Consider the following 21,535-nt stretch of genomic DNA (forward strand, 5'->3'; position numbering starts at 1 on the left):
TTTCCATACACCTTGTGTGTGAGAGGCCCCCAGCCAGACCACTGGGTTGATAGGCCGGATGTGGAAGCGGGGACTAAAGACCCGTGAAGCTGACCGGTACTAATAGGCCGATAACTTACACCACACCACAGTCTGGGCAGGAAACGACTTCAAACGTTCCCGCCAAAGAAGGATTGTGTTAGATCATGCTGCTTGCGTCCACTATGTGGTTCCCGGACAACAAACCCGAGGGGTTTGTTACCCGTGGAACAGACCACCACTGCTGTCCCCCTTTGACCGGGGGATTGTGATGGGTGGTCACAATGAGCAGGTGCGTGCCCTTGAGGGGTGGCGTGTCTGCTTGGAACGATCATGTTCATGACGGGATGCCAGGGATGGTGTCCTGGTCGTGACCCACAGATTTCCCGCCGCACGTGTGTGGCCGGGGCTAGGGTTACGGCGGTCATAGCGTGGGGGAAACGCCCGGTCCCATTCCGAACCCGGAAGCTAAGACCCACAGCGCCGATGGTACTGCATCCGGGAGGGTGTGGGAGAGTAGGTCACCGCCGGACAATATTTGGCAGAGAGGTTCAGGCCCGCACCGTATGGTGCGGGCCTGAACTGTTTAACACCCCGGGACATATCGCGGGCGGGCTAGGCTTGGACCATGAACTCTTCCCTTTTTTCGCACGCTGAGCAGCCCGAGCCGGCGAAGGATGCAGCCTCCGTTCCGGACGTCGTCGTAAAGCGTCAAGTGCCCCGCGAGCTGCATGAAGCGTTCAACGGTTTCACCGAATACCTGCATCTCTGGTGGCCGGAAGAATTCACTGAGTTCGGCGAGGGAACACACCCCGAGATTGAATCAGCCGCGCTGACGGAAAGCGGCCCCGAGGGGGAGAGCGCCGTATGGGCCACAGTGGCAGAACGGGTCCAGGATTCCGAAATTGTCCTGGACTGGGTACGTGGCCACAGCCCGCAGACCCCAACCGAAGTCCGTATTTCCTTTGAGCCGGTGGACGCGGCAACCACCAGTGTCACTGTGCAGCATTCGGGGTTCGCAACGGTTCCGGAAGCCGAGGAAGCGGCGGGGAAATTTGCAGTGGCCTGGCCGCAGATCCTTGACCGTTACGCACGTTTCATGGGTGCCCGGTAGCATCCTCGTATGACGCCCGACACGCTCCTGGATCTTGCCCGCTCCCTGCCGGACATTGAGGTGCAAACCTCAGACGAGGTGTTGGCGGCCTACGGCACCGACCAGGGGCCCGTGCTGGAGTACGTCAATCCGCTGGCCGTTGTGTGGCCGCGGACCGTCGGTGACGTACAGCAGGTCCTGCGCTGGGCCTCGCGCACCGGAACAGCAGTTGTTCCGCGCGGCGCCGGGACGGGAGTTTCCGGCGGCGCACACGCCACCGCAGGCAGCATTGTGCTCAGCCTGGAACGAATGAACCGGATCCTCGAGATTCGGCCCGAAGATGAACTGGCAAGGGTAGAGCCCGGAGTCATCAATGCGGATCTCAACAATGCAGCTGCCGAGTTCGGCTTGATGTATGCACCCGACCCGGCGAGCTACCGGATGTCCACCGTTGGCGGGAACGTGGCGACCAACGCCGGCGGGCTGCGCTGCGCCAAGTACGGGGTGACCAGGGACTCGGTACTTGCCCTCGACGTCGTACTCGCTGACGGCACACTCATCAGCACCGGACACCAGACCTTTAAGGGAGTGGCGGGATACGACCTGACCGGGCTTTTCACGGGCTCCGAAGGAACCCTGGGCATCGTCGTCGGAATTACCGTGCGGCTGCGCTACCTGCCCGTCAAAGTATGCACGCTCGCCGGCTTCTTCCCGGACATTGAAAGCGCGGCAGCCGGCGTGCTGGCGGTCGGCCGTGCGCGTGTACAGCCGGCCATTATGGAGCTGCTCGACGCCGAGACCATGGTGGCGCTGGATACCGCCCACGGGTCCCTTCTGCGCTCCCGCGGCGCTGCACTGCTGCTGATTCAAACTGACGGCTACGGGGCAGATGCCGAGGCGGACGTTGTCCGTTCAGTCCTCACCGCCGCCGGCGGGCTGGTCACCGTGGAAGGTTCGGATGAAGCGGTGGAGATGGTGGACCTGCGCCGGCACAGCCGCGGAGACGCTGTCCACACCGAACACCGGGTGGGGGAGGACGTGGCGGTGCCGCGGTCCCGGCTGGTGTCCTATATAGCTGAACTCAACTCCATGGCGCGCAGGCACCAGGTCCGGCTGAAAGTGGTGGCACATGCCGGGGACGGCAACCTGCACCCGACCTTTTGGGTGGAAAAGGCTGAGGGCAGCGCTGCCGTTCAACGGCTGGACGCTGCCCTCGATGAATCCATTGCCGTCGCCCTTGCGATGGGCGGCACCATCACCGGCGAACACGGAGTGGGCCAGTTCAAGCTTCGCTGGCTCGCGCAGGAACAGCAGGAGGAAGTGCTGGAACTGCAGCGGCGCATTAAAGCTGCCTTTGATCCTGCCGGGATTCTCAATCCCGGAAAGGCTATTCTTCCGCGGTAGCCGGCAGCTGAAGCCAGACCGTGCTGTTGGGGCGGATTTTCGTCCCCTCAAGGGCGGAGGCCGAGCTGGTGGCCAGGACGGGAAGTTCCGGGAGCTGCACCGGGTTTTCGCCCATGTTCATGGCAACCAGGACGTTGTTGTTGACGAAGGCCACCAGGCCCTCGCCGTCATGGTCGGGCCACCAGGCCAGGGTTCCGGCACCCAGTCCAAGCTCACGCCGCAGGTCCAGAGCCTTGCGGTACATGTTCAGCGACGAGAACTGATCGCTGCGTTGGATATCGCGTGCGTGACGGCCCCAGTAACCGGGCTGCGGCAGCCACGTTTTTCCGGTGCTGCTGAACCCGTAGGACGGTTCGCTGACCTTCCAGGGCAGCGGCACGCGGCTGCCGTCGCGGCCGACGCGGAGCCCGGCCGTGCGGTGATACGTCGGATCCTGCCGGAATTCATCGGCCATCAGGGTGTGGTCGGGCAGCCCGAGCTCCTCACCTTGGTAGAGGTAGACCCCGCCGGGCAGGGCGAGCATCAGCAGCGTCGCTGCCCGCGCCCTCGCCGCACCCAGCTGATACTGCGGCTGGGTGTCGAGGGGGCCAATGCCGTCGCCGCTGCGCAGGGTGTTGGCTTCCAGCCCAAAGCGGGACACATGCCGGACGACGTCGTGATTGGAGAGCACCCAGGTGGTGGGCGCACCCACCTTGTCGAAAGCCTTCAGCGAAGAATCGATGATCTCGCGCAGTTTGGGGGCATCCCACGGATGCGTCAGGAAGGCGAAGTTGAAGGCCTGCTGCATCTCGTCCGAGCGGACCCAGTCCGTCAACCGGTCCAGCGGATCCACGTTCGCTTCGGCGCAGAGCACCCGGTCGCCGTCGTATTCATCGAGGAGCTTCCGCCAGGACCGGAAGATATCGTGGATTTCTGCCTGGCCGAACATGGGGGCCTCGTATCCCGGGAAGCCCTCCGAGGACGCGCCGTCGGCCGTCCCGCCCCAGTCCGGCAGCCCGGATTTCTTGATCAGCGCATGCGCCACGTCCACCCGGAAGCCGCCCACGCCGCGGTCCAGCCAAAAGCGCAGAATGCGCTCGAACTCCGTCCGGACGGCAGGGTTGTCCCAGTTGAAGTCCGGCTGGGAAGTATCGAAGAGGTGCAGGTACCACTGGCCGGGGGTGCCGTCCGGGTTGGTGATGCGGGTCCACGCCGGACCGCCAAAGTGGGACTGCCAGTTGTTCGGCGGCAATTCACCGTGCTCGCCGGTACCATCGCGAAAAATGAACATGTCGCGGGCCGGGGATCCGGGGGCCGAAGCCAGTGCGGCCTGGAAAAGGGGATGCTGGTCGGAGCAGTGGTTTGGCACCAGATCCACGATGACACGGATCCCGTACTCTCCGGCCCTGGCCACGAGGGCGTCGAAGTCATCCAGGGTGCCGAAGATCGGGTCGACGGCGCAGTAATCGGCAACGTCGTAGCCGGCGTCCTTCTGGGGGGAGCGGTAGAACGGCGAGAGCCAGATGGCGTCGATTGCCAGTTCTGCCAGGGCGGGAATCTCTTCGGTGATGCCCGGGAGGTCGCCGACACCGTCTCCGCGCAGATCGCGGAAGGACCGCGGATAGATCTGGTAAATCACCGAGGACCGCCACCACTCTTTGCCGGGCTGTCCGTCGTGGACGGGTACTGTCTGGAGCACCCCTCCTGGTAAGCGGGAAAGTGCTGATGTGGACATACTTGAGGAGCGTCCTCCTGTCTGGGGAAGGTCTTTAATCAGTTCCATCAACGCAATTAAAGCGAATCGCTGCCCGTGCTGCCATGAACTGCACCACAGGCGGGAGCGGGACGGTCTGCTCGGCGAAGGTTAGCCGTCAGCCATCTGATCGGGGGAGCCGCCCGCTTCCAGGATGTTCATGGTGCGGGTGTCGGTGCTGAGCAGAATCGCGGCCTCATCCCGGCGGTGGCGGAGCACCGTGTCCATGTAGGACTGCACTGCCTCCGCCATGGGCACGTTGCGGTTTTCCTTCTCGGACATGTACCACCGGTGCTCGAGCACCTCGTGCACCACTTCGGCCTGTTCCAGTTTGCTGCCCAGTTCACGCGGCACGGACTTCACGATCGGCTCGAAGACCTGGGTGACCCACAGATGTGCGCTGAGTTCCTCTTCCAGGTCCGGGTTGTTGTCCGCCCGGTAGGAATCCATGTCATTGAGCAGGCGCCGGGCCTGGTTTTCCTGGGCGTCCAAACCGGTCAGGCGCAGCAGGCGGCGCTGGTGGTGGCCGGCGTCGACCACCTTGGGCTGCAGCTGCACCTGGGTGCCGTCGGCGGTGGTCTTGATGGTGAGTTCGTCGACGTCGAACCCGAGGTCATTCAGGCGCCGAATACGCGCATTCACGCGCCAGCGTTCACCCAGTTCGAAGGACTCCTTTTCCGTGAGCTCCGCCCAGAGGTTCCGGTAACTGTCCATGATCCGCTCGCTGGTGGCCAGCGGATCAACGGTGTCCTCGATCAGGCCGCCCTCGGCGAGGTCCATCAGTTCTCCGGCAATGTTCACCCGGGCGATCTCGAGATCATATTCGCGCTGCCCGCGGGAGAGCTCGGGATAGAGTTCTCCGGTTTCCGCATCCACCAAGTAGGCGGCAAAGGCGCCGGCGTCGCGGCGGAAAAGCGTGTTGGAAAGGGAAACATCGCCCCAGTAGAACCCGGCCAGATGCAGGCGCACCAGGAGAAGGGCCTGGGCGTCGATGAGACGGGTCAGCGTCACCTGGCGCAGGGTCTGGGAAAAGACGGCGCGGTACGGCAAGGAAAAGCGCAGGTGCTTGGTGACCAGGACGGGCTGCAGCTCGTTGCCGTCCGCATCAAAACGGCCGGTAATCACGGCCACCGGCGCCACGCTCGGGACATTGAGCCGGCGAAGCTTGCGCAGCATGTGATATTCCTGCCGGGCTACATGCTCGCTGGTTTCCTTGATGGCGATCAACTCGTCGCCCATCCGGGCAAAACGGACGACGTGGCGGGAAATGCCGCGGGGCAGGGCGGCAAGATTCTCCTTGGGCCACTCCTCCAGCGGCAGGTGCCAGGGCAGGTCCAGCAGCGCCGGGTCCATGGACGCTGCCGTAATGTTCAGGGACGCCAGGGCTTTTTCCGGCGAAGCAGTCCTCAGGCGCGGCAGTTTGCCCGTCTGCTCGTAGTCCGTTGGTTCATCTCGCCACTGGGCGCCTGCGGGTTCGGTCATAAGCACATGCCTTTGGGTGAACGTTCTGTCTGGAAGACAGTACTGAGTTAAACAGCAATGCGGTGGCCCCATACACGAGTTTAGAACAGGTGCAGGAGCCACCGCATATCAGCGGAGAGGTTTAGGCCTGATCGGCCAGACGCTCCCCGTTGCTGGCGTCAAACAGGTGCACATGGCCCTGCTGCGGGCGGACATACAGGGTGTCACCCTTCATCGGGGGACGGCGGCCGTCGACACGGACGACCATGTCCCGATCGGATCCGTCGAGCGTGGTGTGGCCGTAGACGTAAGCATCGGCGCCGAGCTCCTCAACCACGTCAACTTCCACCTTCAGGCCGGAGCCGGAGGAATCCACGATTTCCAGATCTTCGGGGCGAACACCAACGGTGACCGTGTTACCGGCAGCCTGGCCCAGCACCGAGCTGGATACCGGGTAGATGGCGCCGCCAAAGGCCACGCCGCCGTCCACTACGGGCAGTTCCAGCAGGTTCATGGCCGGAGAACCAATGAAGCCGGCGACGAAGACGTTCTTGGGGTGGTCGTACAGGTTGCGCGGGGTGTCCACCTGCTGCAGGATTCCGTCCTTGAGCACCGCCACGCGGTCACCCATGGTCATGGCCTCAACCTGGTCGTGCGTGACGTACACCGTCGTGACGCCCAGGCGCCGGGTCAGGGACGCAATCTGGGTACGGGTCTGCACGCGCAGCTTCGCATCGAGGTTGGACAGCGGCTCATCCATAAGGAAGACCTGTGGGTTACGGACGATGGCACGGCCCATGGCGACACGCTGGCGCTGACCGCCGGAGAGTGCCTTCGGCTTGCGGTCCAGGTAATCCTCAAGGTCGAGCAGCTTGGCGGCATCGCGGACGCGTTCCATCCGCTCTTCCTTGCCGACGCCGGCGATCTTCAGGGCAAATCCCATGTTGTCCGCCACGGACATGTGCGGGTAAAGAGCGTAGTTCTGGAACACCATGGCAATGTCACGGTCTTTGGGCGGAACATCGGTGACGTCGCGGTCACCGATGAGGATGCGGCCTGAGTTGACGTCTTCGAGTCCGGCGAGCATGCGCAGCGAGGTGGACTTTCCGCAGCCGGAGGGACCAACCAGAACCAGGAATTCGCCGTCGGCGATCTCCAGGGTGAGGTTATCCACTGCGGGGCGTTCAGTGCCCGGGTACAGGCGTGTGGCCTGGTCAAACGTTACCGTTGCCATGATATTTCTCCTTCACGGGCAGGTACGTGCCCGACGATCCGTTGTGAAGTGCTATTGAGTTAAAGAGCGAGTGGCAGCGGTTGTGGCCGCGGTCACAGGGTCAGTATGCCATACGCTCGGCCCGTACTGCTTAACTGCCGCCGCGGCGCAGTTCCAGCAGTGTTTCCAGGACCTGGGTAAAGGCTTCCGGGGACTCGACCCGGAAAGCCGCCCGGGTGTCGCCGGGCCCGATTTTGATACCCAGGTCGCCGGGCTGCAGGGCGGCGAATCCGCGCTCGTCGGTCACGTCGTCCCCGGCGAAGAGCACGGCCCCGGCTCCGGTGAGTTCGCGCAGCGCGCGGATGCCCTCGCCCTTGTTCGTGTGCACCACGGAGGCTTCTAATACCCGCTTCCCGTCGGTGACCTGCACGCCGTCGAGCGCGCCGAGGCCGCGCCGGGCGGCATCGGTCGCAGCGGATGCCACGTCATCAGGGGCGCTGCGGGTATGGAGGACGACGCCGGCCGGCTTTTCTTCCAGCCAGGTGCCCGGGTGTGCGCTGGTCACGGTTTCCACGGCCTGCCGTGCGCGGGCCAGCAGGCTTGCCTGCTCCGGGGTCAGCCGCAGCGGCTGCGCATTGGGCCCCGTCCAGGCCTCCGCGCCGTGACTGCCGATCAGCATGGTTTCCGGCTCGGGGGAGGCCGTCCGGCGCAGGCTGTCCAGGGCACGTCCGGAGATGAGTGCCGTGAAGGTTCCGGGAAGGGCCCCCAGCGCGGCAACCGCGGCAGCGGATTCCGGCAGCGGGCGTGCGTCGTCGGCATGTTCCACCAGCGGAGCCAGGGTGCCGTCAAAGTCCAGCGCGACCAGCAGTGTTTCGGATGAGGCCAGCCGGGCCAGTGCTTCTGCAAGCCCCTCGGGAAGATTGCTCACTGGGCAGCCTCCGGCTCCACCTGCTGCAGGGCATTGAGGAAGTTCTTGGACCAGCGTTCGACGTCGTTCTGCAGGACCTGCCGGCGCATCAGACGCATGCGGCGCTGGGCTTCGCGGTCCGGCATGTTGATCGCCGACAGGATGGAGTCCTTAAGCCCGTCGATGTCATGCGGGTTCATCAGAATGGCCTGGCGCAGCTGGTCCGCGGCGCCGGCAAATTCGCTGAGCACAAGGGCACCGGTGTTATTGATGCGGGCGGCCACATACTCCTTGGCCACCAGGTTCATGCCGTCCCGCAGGGCAGTGACCAGCATGACGTCGGCGGCCAGGTACAGGGCCACCATTTCCTCCACCGGGTAGCTGTGGTGGAGGTAGCGGATGGCAGTGTTGCCCATGGTGTCGTACGTGCCGTTGATTCGGCCGACGGTGCCTTCAACTTCTTCGCGCAGGAGCCGGTACTGTTCCACGCGCTCCCGGCTGGGGCTGGCCACCTGGATCAGGGAGGCATCCTCGACGTTGAGCTTGCCGTCCTCGAGGAGCTCGCCGTAGGCCTTGAGCCGGTGGCTGATGCCCTTGGTGTAGTCCAGCCGGTCCACGCCGAGCAGGATGGTCTTGGGATTTCCCAGTTCCCGCCGGATCTGCTTGGACCGCTCGATAATGTCCTCGCGCTTGGCCAGCTCGGTGATCTGGTCCACGTCAATGGAAATCGGGAAGGCCTCGGCCCGCGAAACGTAGGAGACGCCGTCGTTGGTGGTGACGTGCACCTGCTGCTGCCGGACCGTGTGGCCGGCAAAGCGGCGGACGCAGCGCAGGAAGTTGCTGGCGTCGGAGGGACGCTGGAAGCCGATCAGGTCCGCGCCGAGCAGGCCCTCAATGATGTTGCGGCGCCACGGCAGCTGGGCGAAGATCTCCAGCGGCGGGAAGGGGATGTGGTTGAAGAAGCCGATTTTCAGGTCCGGCCGGTCCTTGCGCAGCATCTGCGGGACCAGCTGCAGCTGGTAATCCTGAACCCAGACGGTGGCGCCCTTGGCCGCCATGGTGGCCGCGGCGTCGGCGAAACGGCGGTTCACCGTACGGTAGGAGTCCCACCAGGTGCGGTGGAATTCCGGCGGTGCAATCACATCGTGGTAGAGCGGCCAGAGGGTGGCGTTGGAGAAGCCCTCGTAGTACAGCTCCACCTCGGAAGCACTCAGGGGGACCGGAAGCAGATGCATGTTGTCATGATCGAACTCGTTCAGTTCCTCGTCCGGAGCTCCGTGCCAGCCCACCCAGGCGCCGTCGGCCTTGGCCATGACCGGGGCCAGCGCTGTGACCAGCCCGCCCGGGGAGCGCCGCCAGCTTTCGCCTTCGTCGGTGCTAACCCGGTCCACCGGAAGACGGTTGGAAACTACGATGAAGTCGAAATCGCCATACCCGTCCCTGGCATTTTCTGCGGAATCGGCGGCAGCAGCGTTCACGATATGGACCCCTTGTTGGCTTAAGTGTTTAGGCCACTCTATCCAAGGCCGGAAACTTTGTGCCCGTTGAAGCCGTTGCAAGTAAGGGCCTGCACACTCGTTGGCCTAAACTGTTGCCTGCCGGCCGCACGCCCAGACGGGCAGGTGCGAGAGAGACATGAGGAACTATGACTGAGCGGAACCCCAAGCCCAGCAAAGCTGATCGTACGGCTGCTGCGCGTGACCAGGCGCGCGCCCTGCGTGAAGCCCAGAAGAAAAAGGAGCGGCGCAACAAGCTCCTGATCCGCTGGGGCGTGGTGGTTGCCGTGGTGGCCATCATCGTGATCGTTGCGCTGATCGTGATTAATTCCATCCGCAGCGGCAACGGCGCTGAGGCGGAAACCGGTACGTCTCCGGCCAATGCCAACCAGTACGGCGGTATTACGGTTACGTCCACGGACTCGCTGCAGCCCGAGGAACCGTTCGATGTGGACGTCACGACGCTGCCGGACGCACCGACCGAGGATAAGGAAGACGCCCCGGTTCCCCCGGGTATTACTCCCGCCGAGGCCGGCCAGCCGGTGCCCATTGTGGTGTACGTGGACGTGAACTGTGTTCACTGTGCAGAGTTTGAGGCTGCCTACAACTCCCAGATCGCCTCGTGGCTGGATGCCGGGGACGTTACGTTCCAGTACCGCACGGTTGCTTTCCTGGACCGCGGTTCACCCAGCAATTATTCTTCCCGGGGCGCTAATGCCGCCGCCTGTGTCGCGGACACCAATCCTGAGTCCTACTGGGATTTCATGACTGCAATTTTCGGCCACTATGAGCAGGGCGAAATGAAGAACGCCGAACTGGCTGACATGGCTGATTCCGTGGGCGCCGGCGACGCCGCCGACTGCATCAAGAACGACGGCTTCCGTGCCTTCGTGAAGTACACCGACCGCCTGGCCCGCGTTGACTACGTTGGCGGGACCCCCGCCGTGTACGTCAACGGTGCCGAGACCAACGCGAACGATTTCACCGCCGCCGTTGAGGGCGCAATCGCAGCCACCAAGTAACTCTTTTTCGGTTCTCCGGTGCGCCCGTTTCCAGCGCCGCCCCTTACGGGTTTCGCGGGAACGGGCGCTCTGGGCTAACCTTGTCTAGCGCAGTTGCCGTGTTTGCCTTTTTCAAGCACGACGACGGCGGTTGCCGGCTTTGGCCGGCGCCGCCCCCTTAGCTCAGCTGGCCAGAGCACCTGTCTTGTAAACAGGGGGTCGCCGGTTCGAATCCGGCAGGGGGCTCCACGGGAAAAGCCGCTCCGCCTCAGATGTAATTCTGAGGCGGAGCGGCTTTTTTATGCCCTGCCGGCAGTTGCCGAACCTAGGCCGCGGCGTCGGCCAGGCAACGCTCCAGTTCGATGTCCGTGTAGAAGAGGCTGTCCGGCTGGGCCGGATGGCAGTCAAACGAGAAGGGAATTTCCTGCTCGTTGTAGAGCATCCGCACGAGCACCTCTCCGCTGGAATTGGTGTAGACGTCCCATTGAATGTTTGACGCCATCGGAGCCACCTCTGCACCGCGCCATTCATTGCTGTCATACGAGAAAGTCTCGTCGACGTCCTGCTGCTGGACGCTTCCCGGCAGCTGCAGCAGCGCTGCAAACGGAATGATCTCCTCGGCATGGGTGAACCGGAAGTCTGCGGCCTGGCTGGTTGCTCCGGTCCGCACTCCAGTCACCGAGCCGAGCATGTCCCGCAACAGGACCTTCGCCATGCGGTACGTGACATCCTCGCCTTCGAAACCGGGACCCTTCTCATAAAAGTCCTCGGCTTCGGAAACTCCTGACAGGGTCCGGGCATCCTCTACGGTCAGGAACTGCGTAAAATCAATCGCTTGTTCGTCTGCCATTCCCGGGGCGATGACGTACAGCTCATAGAGATACATGGCTGCATCAACGACGCCTTCCAGCTTCTGTTCGCCCTTGCCTCGATCCGACAGGCTGATCGTTCCGGCGTTGAGTTCCGCAATGAACTCCGGGGTAAACAGGCGTGCAAGGACCCGGTGGGCGGCAGCTTCGATCTCCGGGTCTGCCTCAACGTTATCCATGGCTGCGGCAAGACGTTCGTCATTTTCAAGATAGGCGTTGTACGCCTCGTCGGTGTCGTGGAAGTACAGCAGCTCCTTGTCCGTGACCGGCGTCTGGATGACTGATGCCAGTGCGGGCTGCGCCTTTTCCAAGCCGGCAACAAAGCTCGCGGAACTGTCCACTGCGCGGTCCACGCCGGACGTCACGATGTTGATGGGAGTGTTCTTCGACGCCGCGGCATCGAACAGCGGCTGCATCCTGTCATAGGCGCGGCCGGCCATCTCGGTGTGTTCGCGCTCGCCGAGCCCGCTTAAAGATCCGTAGCCCCGTTCGTCATGGACTTTAGTGATTTCCTGAACCGCCGGCCCAAGTTTGCGGCCCGTTTCGGTCAAGGCGTCCTCGGCATTGGCAAGGTCCCACAGCTGAGTGATGAGGTCGTCGTACTTCTTGCTCGAGAGCAGCCTCGAACCGTGGCGGGCAACATGTTCCACGAGTACCGGCTCGTACCCCTCGGGCGGGGACTGAAGTTCCTGTCCGGAATGAGGTGTCGCATAGGTCGCCTTGGACCCCAGGGCCAGCCTGGCTACATCAGCCGAGGACGTGGCCGGAGCATTCTCGGCAGACGCCGGAAGCGACTCGGCGCCGCAGCCGGTGAGTATCAGGACGGCACCGACCATTCCCGCTGTCAGCACAGTTCGCCGGCGTTGTGCAGGGCGACATTCCCGTTGGGCAGGCAAAGCCGTTGGACGGGTCGCTGGTGACATGGTTTTCTCTCCTGCGGGTCATCATCGGCGGCGGTGACCCAAGCCGATTGCTCAGGTCCCCCGGGCCGGCTTCTGAGCGTAGGAGCTCATGGCGACGGGCAGGTGACCTGCAGCCAAACAACAACCCACCGGAAGATGACAAGTTCAGACAGGACAGGACAGGCCGCCGTTATCCGGGCACCCGCAGCTGGGCAGGATGCGGATCCGGTGGATTCAGCCGGGACGGCGGACCTGCGGCACCAGTTCCAGCAGATGCTCCTCCACATAGTCCAGGGCCAGGCGCAGGGCGCCGGTAGGGACCAGCAGTTTGCCCATGTTTGAGACGGCCAACCTCGGCGGCTCCGCCACGTAGCCGGCAAGTTCGCGCGTCATGGCCGGCAGCAGTGCCTCGGCCGACGCCGCCACGGCGCCGCCAATGACGATCAGCCGGGGATCAAAGAACGAAGAAACCAGGGCCAGCACCCGCGCCATCCGCTGGGCGATCCGGTCCAGGATTTCTTCTGCCACGGGATCACCATCCGCAGCGGCCTCAAACACGTACCGGGCGGACGCACGGTTGGTCTTGGGGCCCACCAGTTCCCGGATCCGCCCGCTGTGACCGGCCTTCAGGGCCGCGCTGCCCCAGACGCGGGCGAGTTTGGCGATGCCGTCCTCATTGCCCACACCCTCCACGAGTTCCAGCCCGCCCATGGCTCCGGTCCCGCCGCGGGAGCCGCGCAGCAGCCGTCCGGCGTCAATAATGCCGCTTCCCAGGCGCTCGCCGGCGAGGATGACGGCAAGGTTCTTTTCGCCGGAACCCACGCCGCGCCAGCGTTCTGCCAGAGCGGCAAGTTTGGCGTCGTTCTCCACCAGCATCGGCCATCCCCGGACTTCACGGAATTCCTTCTGCAGCCCCAGTTCAAACATGGGTGCCGTTGGCTGTCCCGGGGCGAGGGTGCCGTCACCGGACACCTGTGCCGCGATGCCCGTTCCGACGCAAAGCACCGCAGCGGACGTGATGCCGGCGTCGCTGAGGGCGGCATCAACCGCGTTGGTGAGCACCCGGCGTCGTTCAACCGGTGCACCGCCGTGGCGGGGGAAGCGCGCTTCAAAGCCGCCGACGACGGTGCCGGCCAGGTCGGCAACCAATACCCGGACGGTGGCGATGCCGACGTCGAGCCCCAGGACGTAGCCCGCGTTTTCGTTGAATTCGAAGCGCCGGGCGGGCCGTCCTTTCTGGCCTTCGGGCCGGGGAGGCACCGTCTCCCGCGCCCAGCCGCGGCTGATCAGGTCATCGCAAACGGCAATGACAGTGGCCCGCGTCAGGCCGGTGGCCTCGATCAGGTCGGTGCCCGTTGCAGAGGGGGTGGAACGCAGCACCTCGAGCACCGCACGAAGGTTGGTGCGGCGCAGAAGCTGGGGCGTGTTGGCCGAGGGGTCCATGAGGCTGCCTTTGACGTGTGGCGGTGATAACAGCATAATTGTAGGAGGTAATAAATTTAGTTTCTAAATCTAATCCTGACGAGCCTGAGGAGGCCCCCATGACGGTACGAGTCGGAATTAACGGTTTTGGTCGCATTGGCCGCAATTTCCTGCGAGCAGCACTGGAGCACGGAGAAGGCTTTGAGGTTGTTGCAGTCAACGACCTCGGCGATCCCGCCCAGCTGGCGCACCTGCTGAAGTACGATTCCGTTGCCGGACGCCTGAGCGAAAAGGTCTCCGTTGAAGAAGGCAACCTGGTAGTGGGCGGATCCACCATCAAGGTCCTGGCTGAGCGCGACCCCGCGAACCTGCCCTGGGGCGAGCTCGGCGTTGACATCGTCATCGAGTCCACCGGTTTCTTCACCAAGGCCGAGGACGCACAGAAGCACATCTCCGCCGGTGCCAAGAAGGTCCTGGTCTCCGCACCCGCATCCGGTGATGCGTTCACCGTGGTGATGGGCGTGAACGACGGCGACTACGATCCCGCCAAGCACAACATCATCTCCAACGCTTCCTGCACCACCAACTGCCTGGGCCCGCTGGCCAAGGTCCTCAACGACGCCTTCGGCATCGAAAAGGGCCTGATGACCACGGTTCACGCCTACACGGCAGACCAGAACCTGCAGGACGGCCCGCACAAGGACCTGCGCCGCGCCCGTGCCGCAGCCCTGAACATGGTTCCCACCTCCACCGGTGCCGCCAAGGCCATCGGCCTGGTCCTGCCGGAGCTGAAGGGCAAGCTGGACGGCTTCGCCATCCGCGTTCCCGTCCCCACCGGCTCCGTCACCGACCTGACGGTCACGCTGGAAAAGGAAGCCACGGTCGAGGAAATCAATGCCGCCTACGCCAAGGCTGCACAGGACCCGCGCTGGGCCGGCATCCTCACGTACACCGAGGATCCCATTGTTTCCTCGGACATCGTGGGCGACCCGTCCTCCTGCATCTTCGACTCCGGTCTGACCCGCGTCATGGGCAACCAGGTCAAGATTGTCGGCTGGTACGACAACGAGTGGGGCTACTCCAACCGCCTGGTCGACCTGACCGGTCTGGTTGCCTCCAAGCTCTAGGGGCAAGCGCTCTCCTTCCGGAGACCAGCACAGAACAACGCACGACGGCGCCGCGCCGGACCGCTTCCACGGTCCGGGCGGCGCCGTCGTCGTTTAATGCAGTGTCCAAGAAAACTGAAAGCTGAAAGAAAAATAAAAACGGGGGAACCGTGAACCAATTTTGGTGAACGGGCATTACAGGGTGTGAAGACAGACAAAGAGATTGTGGAGCGGTCGCACAGCGGCCCCGCCATATTTGGGGAACTCTATGACCGGCATGCGCCGGACATCTACCGGTTCGCGGCCCGCCGTGCCGGTGACTTCGCCGCCGAGGACGTGATGGCGGAGACCTTTCTGATTGCCTTTGAACGCCGGGGGAGCTTTGACGGTCCGGCCGAGGCTGTACGGCCCTGGCTTTTTGGCATCGCCACCAATCTGCTTCGCCGGCATCACCGGGCCGAAGCGCGAATGCTGCGCGCCCTGGCGCGGAACGGCCACCGCGCGGAAGCTGCCGACGGACTGGATCTAGTGGACGCGACGGTGGATGCTGACGGCGACCGGTTACGGATTGGAGCGGCGCTGCAGGCGCTGGCACCGATCGACCGGGAGGCCATCCTTCTCTATGCCTGGGCGGACCTGACCTATGACGGCATCGCCACTGCCATCGGAGTGCCCATTGGCACCGTCCGTTCCCGCATTAACCGTGCCCGGCGCAAGCTCCGTGCGGACCTCGGCTTTGCTCTTTTCGACGAAATGGACAGTGATCATGGACGAACTGCACTTGCTCCGCGCCACGCGTAACACGACCGGAACCGTGCCCCCGGCCGTCCTGGCCGCGGGGCGGGAGAGACTGATGCAGAAGGCCGCAGGGGAAGAGCCCGCACACGATGTGCCGGCGCCCGTTCTGCACTCCCGGAGACCCTGGCGCCGCTCGGTGTTTGCCGTCTCTGCGGCAGCCGCGCTGATCGCGGCGCTGGTGGCGGTGGACGTGGTCGGGGCGGATAAACAGTCGGGAGCGACGGCTGCAGCGGCCCAGGTGCTCAATGACGCCGCCGCCACCACCATTGCCGCCTCGGATCCGGTGCTGGCGCCGGGGCAGTACCTGCTGGTTGATACCAAAGCTGTGTACTCCTCTTATACGAGCACGGAGACAGGGGAGCAGTACGTCTGGCTGCAAAGCCAAGACGGGCAGCTGTATATACCGGCGGACCGAGGCGGCGAGTGGATCTGGAACCGCGAGCCCGGGGAGCCCGTGGAGTTCTTTGACGACGCCTCGCGCCGGGAGGCCGAGCGGATGGGGGCAGAGAGCGACTATCAGGGTGAGCTCCTGCGAGCACCGGAGGGACAGTTCTATGGTTCGCCGCAGCGCATCCTGGGCGCCCAGCCACTCGAGGAGTCGATCGCCACCGCCCCCCGAGATCCAAAGAAGCTGCTGGACCTGATCTATGGAAATACGCAAGGGGCAGGGCCGACTCCCGACGAGGAAGCCTTCATCACGATTGCCGATACCCTGCGCACAGGCGTCATCCCTGCCGATCTGCGGGCCGCTCTTTATCAGGCTGCTTCACTGATTCCGGGCCTGACCGTGGTGGAGGAGGAAGCAACCTTGGACGGGCGAACCGGGATCTCCCTGGGAATGAAGACCAGCAGATACGAGGCGAGGAAGGAAATCATCATCGACCCCGCCACCGGTCAGCTCATTGGTGAGCGGGAAATGCTGCTTGAGGACCTTGACGGCGTCCCCGCCGGGACTGCGATCGAGTGGACCGCGGTCACCACGTCCGTCGTGGATTCGGCACCGTAATTTGCAGGACAACGCGGGCTCAGGGGCCTTGTGGGAATCGAAAGGCCCCTGAGCCCGTGATCCTGCTTTACCCGGCCCTTGTCAACGGCAGATACCGCCGCACACAATGGGGCAGTCAGCGCCGCTCACCAGCAGCAACAGCGGGTCCGCGGGCACCGCGCCCACCCTGAGAGGACGGACACCATGGAGCTCGTTCCTAATAACACCCTGATTTGCGCAAGCCCGGAGGACGGCCGCCGGCTGGCCCTCAGCTTGGCCCTGCAGACCTCCTTCGCGATCCAGCCTGACGACCGCGTGCAGGAAATTATCCGCGACGCGTACGCGAACAACCCTGAGGGCCTGATTGCCGCCGGCCATGTGGTTGCCACCGAGTTCGCGACGATCGCTGCCGCCAACAACTACTGGCGCTGACCTGCTCCCTCCGGAGGGGGCTGGGCGGAACTAGGCCAGCGTCCTGCCCAGGAACTCCAGCGTGAGCTGCCAGGCGTCGTCGGCGGCGCCTTTATCGTAGGCAAACCGGTTGGTGTCGTTGAAGAACGCGTGGCCGGTGCCGGGATAGACCTCTGCCGTGAAATCGATGCCCGCGTCGGTCATGGCAGCTCCCAAATCGGGGAGCTTATCCACCAAATCGGTGTCCTGATCACCGTAGAAGGCCAGAACAGGGCAAGTGACGGTTGAAAGCTCGGGAACGGAGAAGTCGGCCCGGCCGTAGAAGGAGACGCAGGCCTTGAGCCGCGGTTCCTGGACGGCGAGGGAGAGGGCAAAGGTTCCTCCCATGCAGAAGCCGACGACGCCGATCCGCCCGTTCACGCCCTCGGCGGACTCCAGATACTCAAAGCAGGACTGCACCCGCGCCGAAGCCTGGGCTGAGAAGTCCGGGGAGCGGAACGGTGACATCAGTTCCCGCAGCTTCGGCTGCGCGGCGTGGCGCTGCTCGGGATCCGGGTTGAAGAGCTGCTCGCCGAGTTCCGTGGCGACGTCATCGGTGATGCCGTGTTCGCCCAGCAAATCCGGGGCGACAGCCAGGTAGCCTTGCGCGGCAAACCGATCCGCCACGCTGCGGATCTGGTTGACCAGCCCCCACGCCTCGTGAATGACAATGACGCCGCCCCGCGGAGTTCCCTCCGGCCGGGCAACATAGGAATGAACCGCAGCGGAACCCGTACCCATAACAATCAATTCGTCCATGCCGACACCCTGCCACACAACGCACCGCCAAGCCACGAAGACCGTCGGCAGGGCAGGTTTGGTAGCCTGCCCCGATGTACACCGTTCGTCAGGGGAACCCTGCAGATGTGCCGCAGCTGGCCAGGCTCCGCGCGCTCTGGAGCGCCGAACAGGCTCCGGGCCCAGTCCCGGAGCTCACAGCAACCGGCGGCATGGCCGGGGACGGGGCCGGAGACGGTTTGCCGGATGGATTCGAAGAAGACTTCCGGCACTGGGCGGAAGGCAATCCCCGGGAATTCTTCGTGGCTGAGGAGGGCAGGGAGCTGATCGGCATGGTGAACCTGCTGATCTTTGAACGAATGCCCAAGCCGGGTAAAGGGTCCTCCTGCTGGGTGTATCTGGGCAATGCGTATGTGCTGCCTCGACACCGCAGCGCCGGTGCCGGCACCGCCCTGATGCAGGCCGCGATGGCTTTTGCCCGGGACCTCGGAGCCGTCCGGATGGTGCTGGCTCCCTCGCCGGAATCCGCGGATTTCTATGCCCGGCTCGGTTTCGGACCGGCCTCCGAACTGGCCGTGCACCGGTTCACCTAGAACCTCAGGCGTAAAAAACAGCGCCGGAGCAGTGTCAGCCGTAAAGCAACCTTGACCCTGCCCGGCCCCGCGGCAAGCGTTAACCGCACCTTGGCACTACACCGCACCCCTCAGGAGCCGCCATGCTGCGCATACTCTCGATTGACGGCGGTGGTGTCCGCGGCATCATCCCGGTCATCTGGCTGACCCACCTGGAGAAGCGGTCCGGGAAGCGCACCGCAGACCTTTTTGACCTCATTGTGGGAACGTCCGTGGGCGGAATGATCGCCCTGGCTCTGACCTGCCCGCGCGACGGCGGCGCTCCCTACAGTGCCGCCGACCTGCGGCACCTGGACCTGCGCAGCGTGAAGAAGATATTCCCCCGCCACGGTGCGAAACAGCCGGCGAAGGCGCCGGCGCCGGGAGCGGCCGCCTATTCCGCCGCACCGCTGCAGGAGTTCCTGCACCAGGTCATGGGAGACACGAAACTGTCCGAGGCATACCGTCCCGTGGGCGTTGTGACGTGCGATTTGGTCCACACCCGGGCGCTGCACTTTACCGGCGGCGGGCTGGACCAGTCACAGCTCGGTGATGCGGATATGGCGCTTGCAGCCCGGGCGACTTCATCCCTGCCGAAGTACTTTCCCGCCGTGGACTACACCGATCCGGGCGGCGCAGCCCGGGAACTGGTGGACGGCGGGCTGGCCGCCGATGATCCGGCGCTGGTGGCTTACACGCTGGGCCGGTCACTTCCGGCGGCCGACGACGGCGTGCTGCTGGTCTCGCTGGGCACCGGCACCAGCGAGACATCGTCCGGGCTGCTGCTGAGTTCGGAACAGACCCGCAACAGAGCCGATACCCGGGGTCCCGAGCCTGACTTCTCCATGGTGCTCGAGGGTCCGGGGCAGCTGATGCGCGAGAGCCTGCGTCAATTCCTGGGCAGGGACTATGTCCGGATCCAGACCCGTCTGCTGCCCGGCACGCACCACGACTCCGACGACGCGAGCCCGAAAAACATCCTGGGGCTGCTGGCCACGGCCGAGAAAATGGTCCTGGAGTCATCCGCTGAGCTGGACCGGTTGTCCGCTGCGCTGCAGGAGCCGCCTGTAGGCTGAATCGGGTGACTATTACCCAGGCGGAAAACCGACGCTGGTCCGAGGACGCCATCCGGCGCATCGAGGCCGACAACAACCGCTCCGCCGACACCCACCTGTTTGAAGTTCCCGTCCCGGCGGGCTGGTCCGTGAAGGTGTACCTCAAGGACGAGTCCACCCACCGCACCGGCAGCCTCAAGCACCGGCTCGCGCGGTCGCTGTTCCTCTTTGGCCTGGTCAACGGCTGGATTACCCGCGGGATGACCATCGTGGAGGCCTCCAGCGGTTCCACCGCCGTCTCCGAAGCCTATTTTGCCCAGCTGCTGGATCTGCCGTTCGTGGCCGTCATGCCCCGCACCACCAGCGCCGAGAAGATCGCGCTGATCGAGCAGTACAACGGCACCTGCCACTTTGTGGATGATCCTTCCCAGGTGTACGCGGCTGCGGAGGAGATAGCGCGCACCGCCGGCGGGCATTACATGGATCAGTTCACCTACGCGGAGCGGGCCACGGACTGGCGCGGAAACAACAATATTGCCGAATCGATGTTCGGACAGCTGAAGCTGGAGGACTTCCCCGTGCCGGAGTGGATTGTGGTGGGAGCCGGAACCGGCGGAACCAGCGCGACGATCGGCCGCTACATCCGGTACCACCGCCATGGAACCCGGCTGGCAGTGGTGGACCCGGAAAACTCCGCGTTTTTCCCGGCCTGGCAGAGTCCCGGGACATCCGCCGTCGGCGGTCCCTCCCGCATTGAGGGCATAGGCAGGCCGCGGCTGGAACCCAGTTTTGTTCCCGCCGTCATCGACCACATGATCCAGGTGCCCGACGGTGCCTCCGTTGCCGCTGCCCGGCACCTCTATGCCTCCGCCGGTCTTCATGCCGGGCCCTCCACCGGAACCAACCTGTGGGGAGTGTGGCAGCTGGGGGCGCAGATGGAAGCCGAGGGCCGGGCCGGCAGCATTGTTTCCCTCATGTGTGATTCCGGGGACCGGTACGCGGCCTCCTACGGCGACGACGCCTGGCTGGCCTCCCGGGGACTGGATCCGGCCCCGGCGGCCGCGCAGCTGAAGGAGCTGTTCGAGACCGGGCGCTGGCCCAAATAGGTTCTGCTGGCATCGGACTGGGAATATGGAACTATGCGATCACTCAGCCACCAGGAAGCCACCCGCCTTGCAGAACAGACAGCGGCAGTAGCTGAGGCCCACATCCCCTACGGATCAGGTTTGGGCGCCCCGGCGTCGTTCACCCTGGCGTGGCTGATGGCGGGCGCGGGCATTGAGGGCGTCCGCGTGGCCAGCGGAAGCTCGGGCATGGGGGACCATTTCTGGATTGAAACGGACCAGTGGCGCATCGATCCGACCCTGCGCCAGTTCCCGCATCTGGTGCACCGGTCACTGGTGGAGCCGGTTACCGAGCCCGGCAGCTTTGAAGCGCTGAAGTACCACACGGTTCCCCAGTCCCGGGAAGACGCAGTCCGCGAAGTGTCCTACGGTTTCCGGAACGCTGCCGAAACCGAAACGTTCGTCAACGAAATCACCGCCGCCGTCAGCCTGTAGAACGGTCGGGCTCTAACCGGCGCCCGCGCGTCCGGCGGTGCCGGGCAGGATACCGTAGCGCAGGAACACCACGCCGTTGTTGAACCGGCGCTCGTCGAGCAGTTCGAGGTTGAGCCGCAGTCCGTCGGGCAGGAACGGTTTTCCGCCGCCGACGACGACGGGCGAGAGCAGCTGCTGTATCTCATCCACCAGCCCTGCCCGCAGCGCCTGAGCGGCCAGCAGCGGGCCGCCGATGGACAGGTCCCGGCCGGATTCTTCCTTCAGCCGGCGGACGGCGCCGGGATCGAAGTCCCGCTCCAGCCGGGTGTTGGACGTGTCCGCGTTTGCCAGTGACCGGGAAAAGACAATCTTCTCCGCACCCTTCCAGATTTCGGCGTAATCCCGGACAGCCGGCGGCTCGGAAGCGGTGTCCATGGTTTCCCAGGCCGCCATCACCTCATACAGTCCCCGGCCGTAGAGCTGGGTGCCGGTGTTGCGCTCCAGGTCGTTGACGAAGGCGTGGACTTCCTCATCCGGCATGCTCCAGTCGAAGTTCCCGTCCGCATCCGCCACATAACCGTCCAGCGAAGTAATGCACGTATAGATCAACCGCCCCATGCCGTCCTCCTCTTCTCTGAAGGGATCCCGCTGAATGTTGCTGAAGGGATGTTGCTGAAGGGACCCGGCCGATGCCTTCCGCCGGGTCGTGCCGCCACGTTAGCATCCGGTATCTGCC

20 protein-coding genes, 1 tRNA gene and 2 rRNA genes are annotated in these 21,535 nt (G+C 64.3%); 14 read left to right on the top strand and 9 right to left on the bottom strand.

What is annotated here, in order from left to right:
• The 4 genes from AC4D2W_RS14505 to AC4D2W_RS14520 form a co-directional block, all read left to right on the top strand.
• Nucleotides 1–124, top strand: a 23S ribosomal RNA gene (locus tag AC4D2W_RS14505); the annotation flags it as partial.
• Between the two features lie 310 nt (nt 125–434).
• A 5S ribosomal RNA gene (gene rrf / locus AC4D2W_RS14510) occupies nt 435–551 on the top strand.
• A 95-nt stretch (nt 552–646) separates the two neighbouring features.
• A complete protein-coding gene (locus AC4D2W_RS14515; protein WP_490927630.1) occupies nt 647–1,132 on the top strand; it encodes an SRPBCC family protein in 486 nt (161 codons plus the stop codon).
• A 9-nt stretch (nt 1,133–1,141) separates the two neighbouring features.
• Nucleotides 1,142–2,515 (top strand): FAD-binding oxidoreductase, encoded by a 1,374-nt coding sequence (locus tag AC4D2W_RS14520; RefSeq protein ID WP_490927631.1) that lies wholly within the window; start codon nt 1,142–1,144, stop codon nt 2,513–2,515.
• Here AC4D2W_RS14520 and AC4D2W_RS14525 read toward each other — a convergent pair.
• The 5 genes from AC4D2W_RS14525 to otsA all read right to left on the bottom strand — a co-directional run bounded on the left by AC4D2W_RS14525 (nt 2,499) and on the right by otsA (nt 9,306).
• Entirely contained in the window at nt 2,499–4,229 is a 1,731-nt protein-coding gene (locus AC4D2W_RS14525; RefSeq protein WP_490927632.1) for a glycoside hydrolase family 13 protein, read from the bottom strand. The two genes, AC4D2W_RS14520 and AC4D2W_RS14525, sit on opposite strands and share 17 nt — an antisense overlap.
• A 129-nt stretch (nt 4,230–4,358) precedes the next feature.
• Nucleotides 4,359–5,729, bottom strand: coding sequence for a DUF4032 domain-containing protein (locus AC4D2W_RS14530; RefSeq protein WP_490927633.1), 1,371 nt, complete (start codon nt 5,727–5,729; stop codon nt 4,359–4,361).
• Between the two features lie 121 nt (nt 5,730–5,850).
• Nucleotides 5,851–6,942, bottom strand: a complete 1,092-nt coding sequence (locus tag AC4D2W_RS14535; RefSeq protein ID WP_490927634.1) for an ABC transporter ATP-binding protein — start codon at nt 6,940–6,942, stop codon at nt 5,851–5,853.
• 130 nt (nt 6,943–7,072) lie between these two features.
• Nucleotides 7,073–7,849, bottom strand: coding sequence for a trehalose-phosphatase (gene otsB, locus AC4D2W_RS14540; protein WP_490927635.1), 777 nt, complete (start codon nt 7,847–7,849; stop codon nt 7,073–7,075).
• Complete coding sequence (otsA, locus tag AC4D2W_RS14545; protein ID WP_490927636.1) at nt 7,846–9,306, bottom strand: alpha,alpha-trehalose-phosphate synthase (UDP-forming); 1,461 nt, start codon at nt 9,304–9,306, stop codon at nt 7,846–7,848. Before otsA ends, otsB begins: the two co-directional genes overlap by 4 nt.
• A 167-nt stretch (nt 9,307–9,473) precedes the next feature.
• On the opposite strand from otsA, the gene AC4D2W_RS14550 reads away from it, so the two are divergent.
• Entirely contained in the window at nt 9,474–10,346 is an 873-nt protein-coding gene (locus tag AC4D2W_RS14550; protein WP_490927637.1) for a DsbA family protein, read from the top strand.
• A 151-nt stretch (nt 10,347–10,497) separates the two neighbouring features.
• A tRNA-Thr gene (locus AC4D2W_RS14555) sits at nt 10,498–10,574 on the top strand.
• Between the two features lie 76 nt (nt 10,575–10,650).
• Here the strand turns inward: AC4D2W_RS14555 and AC4D2W_RS14560 are convergent.
• Together AC4D2W_RS14560 and AC4D2W_RS14565 are read right to left on the bottom strand one after the other, a co-directional pair.
• Entirely contained in the window at nt 10,651–12,030 is a 1,380-nt protein-coding gene (locus AC4D2W_RS14560; protein ID WP_490927638.1) for a histidine-type phosphatase, read from the bottom strand.
• A 300-nt stretch (nt 12,031–12,330) separates the two neighbouring features.
• Nucleotides 12,331–13,539 carry an ROK family protein gene (locus tag AC4D2W_RS14565; protein ID WP_490927639.1) on the bottom strand — a complete coding sequence of 403 codons (1,209 nt, stop codon included), beginning with the start codon at nt 13,537–13,539 and terminating at the stop codon, nt 12,331–12,333.
• A gap of 98 nt (nt 13,540–13,637) precedes the next feature.
• Here AC4D2W_RS14565 and gap point away from each other — a divergent pair, with 98 nt between their 5' ends.
• From gap to AC4D2W_RS14585, 4 genes are all read left to right on the top strand, one after another.
• Nucleotides 13,638–14,645 carry a type I glyceraldehyde-3-phosphate dehydrogenase gene (gene gap, locus AC4D2W_RS14570; protein WP_490927640.1) on the top strand — a complete coding sequence of 336 codons (1,008 nt, stop codon included), beginning with the start codon at nt 13,638–13,640 and terminating at the stop codon, nt 14,643–14,645.
• A gap of 183 nt (nt 14,646–14,828) precedes the next feature.
• Complete coding sequence (locus AC4D2W_RS14575) at nt 14,829–15,425, top strand: RNA polymerase sigma factor (RefSeq protein WP_490927641.1); 597 nt, start codon at nt 14,829–14,831, stop codon at nt 15,423–15,425.
• Nucleotides 15,391–16,428, top strand: a complete 1,038-nt coding sequence (locus AC4D2W_RS14580; RefSeq protein WP_490927642.1) for a CU044_5270 family protein — start codon at nt 15,391–15,393, stop codon at nt 16,426–16,428. Before AC4D2W_RS14575 ends, AC4D2W_RS14580 begins: the two co-directional genes overlap by 35 nt.
• Nucleotides 16,429–16,611: 183 nt before the next feature.
• Complete coding sequence (locus AC4D2W_RS14585; protein WP_490927643.1) at nt 16,612–16,839, top strand: hexameric tyrosine-coordinated heme protein; 228 nt, start codon at nt 16,612–16,614, stop codon at nt 16,837–16,839.
• A 30-nt stretch (nt 16,840–16,869) separates the two neighbouring features.
• On the opposite strand, the gene AC4D2W_RS14590 is transcribed toward AC4D2W_RS14585, so the two are convergent.
• Nucleotides 16,870–17,616, bottom strand: a complete 747-nt coding sequence (locus AC4D2W_RS14590; protein WP_490927644.1) for a dienelactone hydrolase family protein — start codon at nt 17,614–17,616, stop codon at nt 16,870–16,872.
• 74 nt (nt 17,617–17,690) lie between these two features.
• Here AC4D2W_RS14590 and AC4D2W_RS14595 point away from each other — a divergent pair, with 74 nt between their 5' ends.
• The 4 genes from AC4D2W_RS14595 (at nt 17,691) to AC4D2W_RS14610 (ending at nt 20,820) form a co-directional block, all read left to right on the top strand.
• Entirely contained in the window at nt 17,691–18,188 is a 498-nt protein-coding gene (locus AC4D2W_RS14595) for a GNAT family N-acetyltransferase (RefSeq protein ID WP_490927645.1), read from the top strand.
• Nucleotides 18,189–18,310: 122 nt separating this feature from the next.
• The gene (locus AC4D2W_RS14600) at nt 18,311–19,282 is read left to right on the top strand and encodes a patatin-like phospholipase family protein (RefSeq protein ID WP_490927646.1); all 972 of its coding nucleotides are present in this window, start codon (nt 18,311–18,313) and stop codon (nt 19,280–19,282) included.
• Between the two features lie 5 nt (nt 19,283–19,287).
• Nucleotides 19,288–20,367, top strand: a complete 1,080-nt coding sequence (locus tag AC4D2W_RS14605; RefSeq protein WP_490927647.1) for a PLP-dependent cysteine synthase family protein — start codon at nt 19,288–19,290, stop codon at nt 20,365–20,367.
• Between the two features lie 33 nt (nt 20,368–20,400).
• Nucleotides 20,401–20,820, top strand: coding sequence for a hypothetical protein (locus AC4D2W_RS14610; RefSeq protein WP_490927648.1), 420 nt, complete (start codon nt 20,401–20,403; stop codon nt 20,818–20,820).
• A 12-nt stretch (nt 20,821–20,832) separates the two neighbouring features.
• Here the strand turns inward: AC4D2W_RS14610 and AC4D2W_RS14615 are convergent, their stop codons facing one another.
• Nucleotides 20,833–21,417 carry a dihydrofolate reductase family protein gene (locus tag AC4D2W_RS14615; RefSeq protein ID WP_490927649.1) on the bottom strand — a complete coding sequence of 195 codons (585 nt, stop codon included), beginning with the start codon at nt 21,415–21,417 and terminating at the stop codon, nt 20,833–20,835.
• Nucleotides 21,418–21,535: the final 118 nt, after the last annotated feature.

This window comes from Arthrobacter sp. TJ-58 (genome assembly GCF_058269295.1).

Coding starts and splice junctions, on each gene's coding strand:
- AC4D2W_RS14515 (WP_490927630.1), top strand. CDS start 647: ATGAACTCTTCCCTTTTTTCGCACGCTGAGCAGCCCGAGCCGGCGAAG.
- AC4D2W_RS14520 (WP_490927631.1), top strand. CDS start 1,142: ATGACGCCCGACACGCTCCTGGATCTTGCCCGCTCCCTGCCGGACATT.
- AC4D2W_RS14525 (WP_490927632.1), bottom strand. CDS start 4,229: ATGTCCACATCAGCACTTTCCCGCTTACCAGGAGGGGTGCTCCAGACA.
- AC4D2W_RS14530 (WP_490927633.1), bottom strand. CDS start 5,729: ATGACCGAACCCGCAGGCGCCCAGTGGCGAGATGAACCAACGGACTAC.
- AC4D2W_RS14535 (WP_490927634.1), bottom strand. CDS start 6,942: ATGGCAACGGTAACGTTTGACCAGGCCACACGCCTGTACCCGGGCACT.
- AC4D2W_RS14550 (WP_490927637.1), top strand. CDS start 9,474: ATGACTGAGCGGAACCCCAAGCCCAGCAAAGCTGATCGTACGGCTGCT.
- AC4D2W_RS14560 (WP_490927638.1), bottom strand. CDS start 12,030: ATGGTCGGTGCCGTCCTGATACTCACCGGCTGCGGCGCCGAGTCGCTT.
- AC4D2W_RS14565 (WP_490927639.1), bottom strand. CDS start 13,539: ATGGACCCCTCGGCCAACACGCCCCAGCTTCTGCGCCGCACCAACCTT.
- gap (WP_490927640.1), top strand. CDS start 13,638: ATGACGGTACGAGTCGGAATTAACGGTTTTGGTCGCATTGGCCGCAAT.
- AC4D2W_RS14580 (WP_490927642.1), top strand. CDS start 15,391: ATGGACGAACTGCACTTGCTCCGCGCCACGCGTAACACGACCGGAACC.
- AC4D2W_RS14585 (WP_490927643.1), top strand. CDS start 16,612: ATGGAGCTCGTTCCTAATAACACCCTGATTTGCGCAAGCCCGGAGGAC.
- AC4D2W_RS14590 (WP_490927644.1), bottom strand. CDS start 17,616: ATGGACGAATTGATTGTTATGGGTACGGGTTCCGCTGCGGTTCATTCC.
- AC4D2W_RS14595 (WP_490927645.1), top strand. CDS start 17,691: ATGTACACCGTTCGTCAGGGGAACCCTGCAGATGTGCCGCAGCTGGCC.
- AC4D2W_RS14600 (WP_490927646.1), top strand. CDS start 18,311: ATGCTGCGCATACTCTCGATTGACGGCGGTGGTGTCCGCGGCATCATC.
- AC4D2W_RS14610 (WP_490927648.1), top strand. CDS start 20,401: ATGCGATCACTCAGCCACCAGGAAGCCACCCGCCTTGCAGAACAGACA.
- AC4D2W_RS14615 (WP_490927649.1), bottom strand. CDS start 21,417: ATGGGGCGGTTGATCTATACGTGCATTACTTCGCTGGACGGTTATGTG.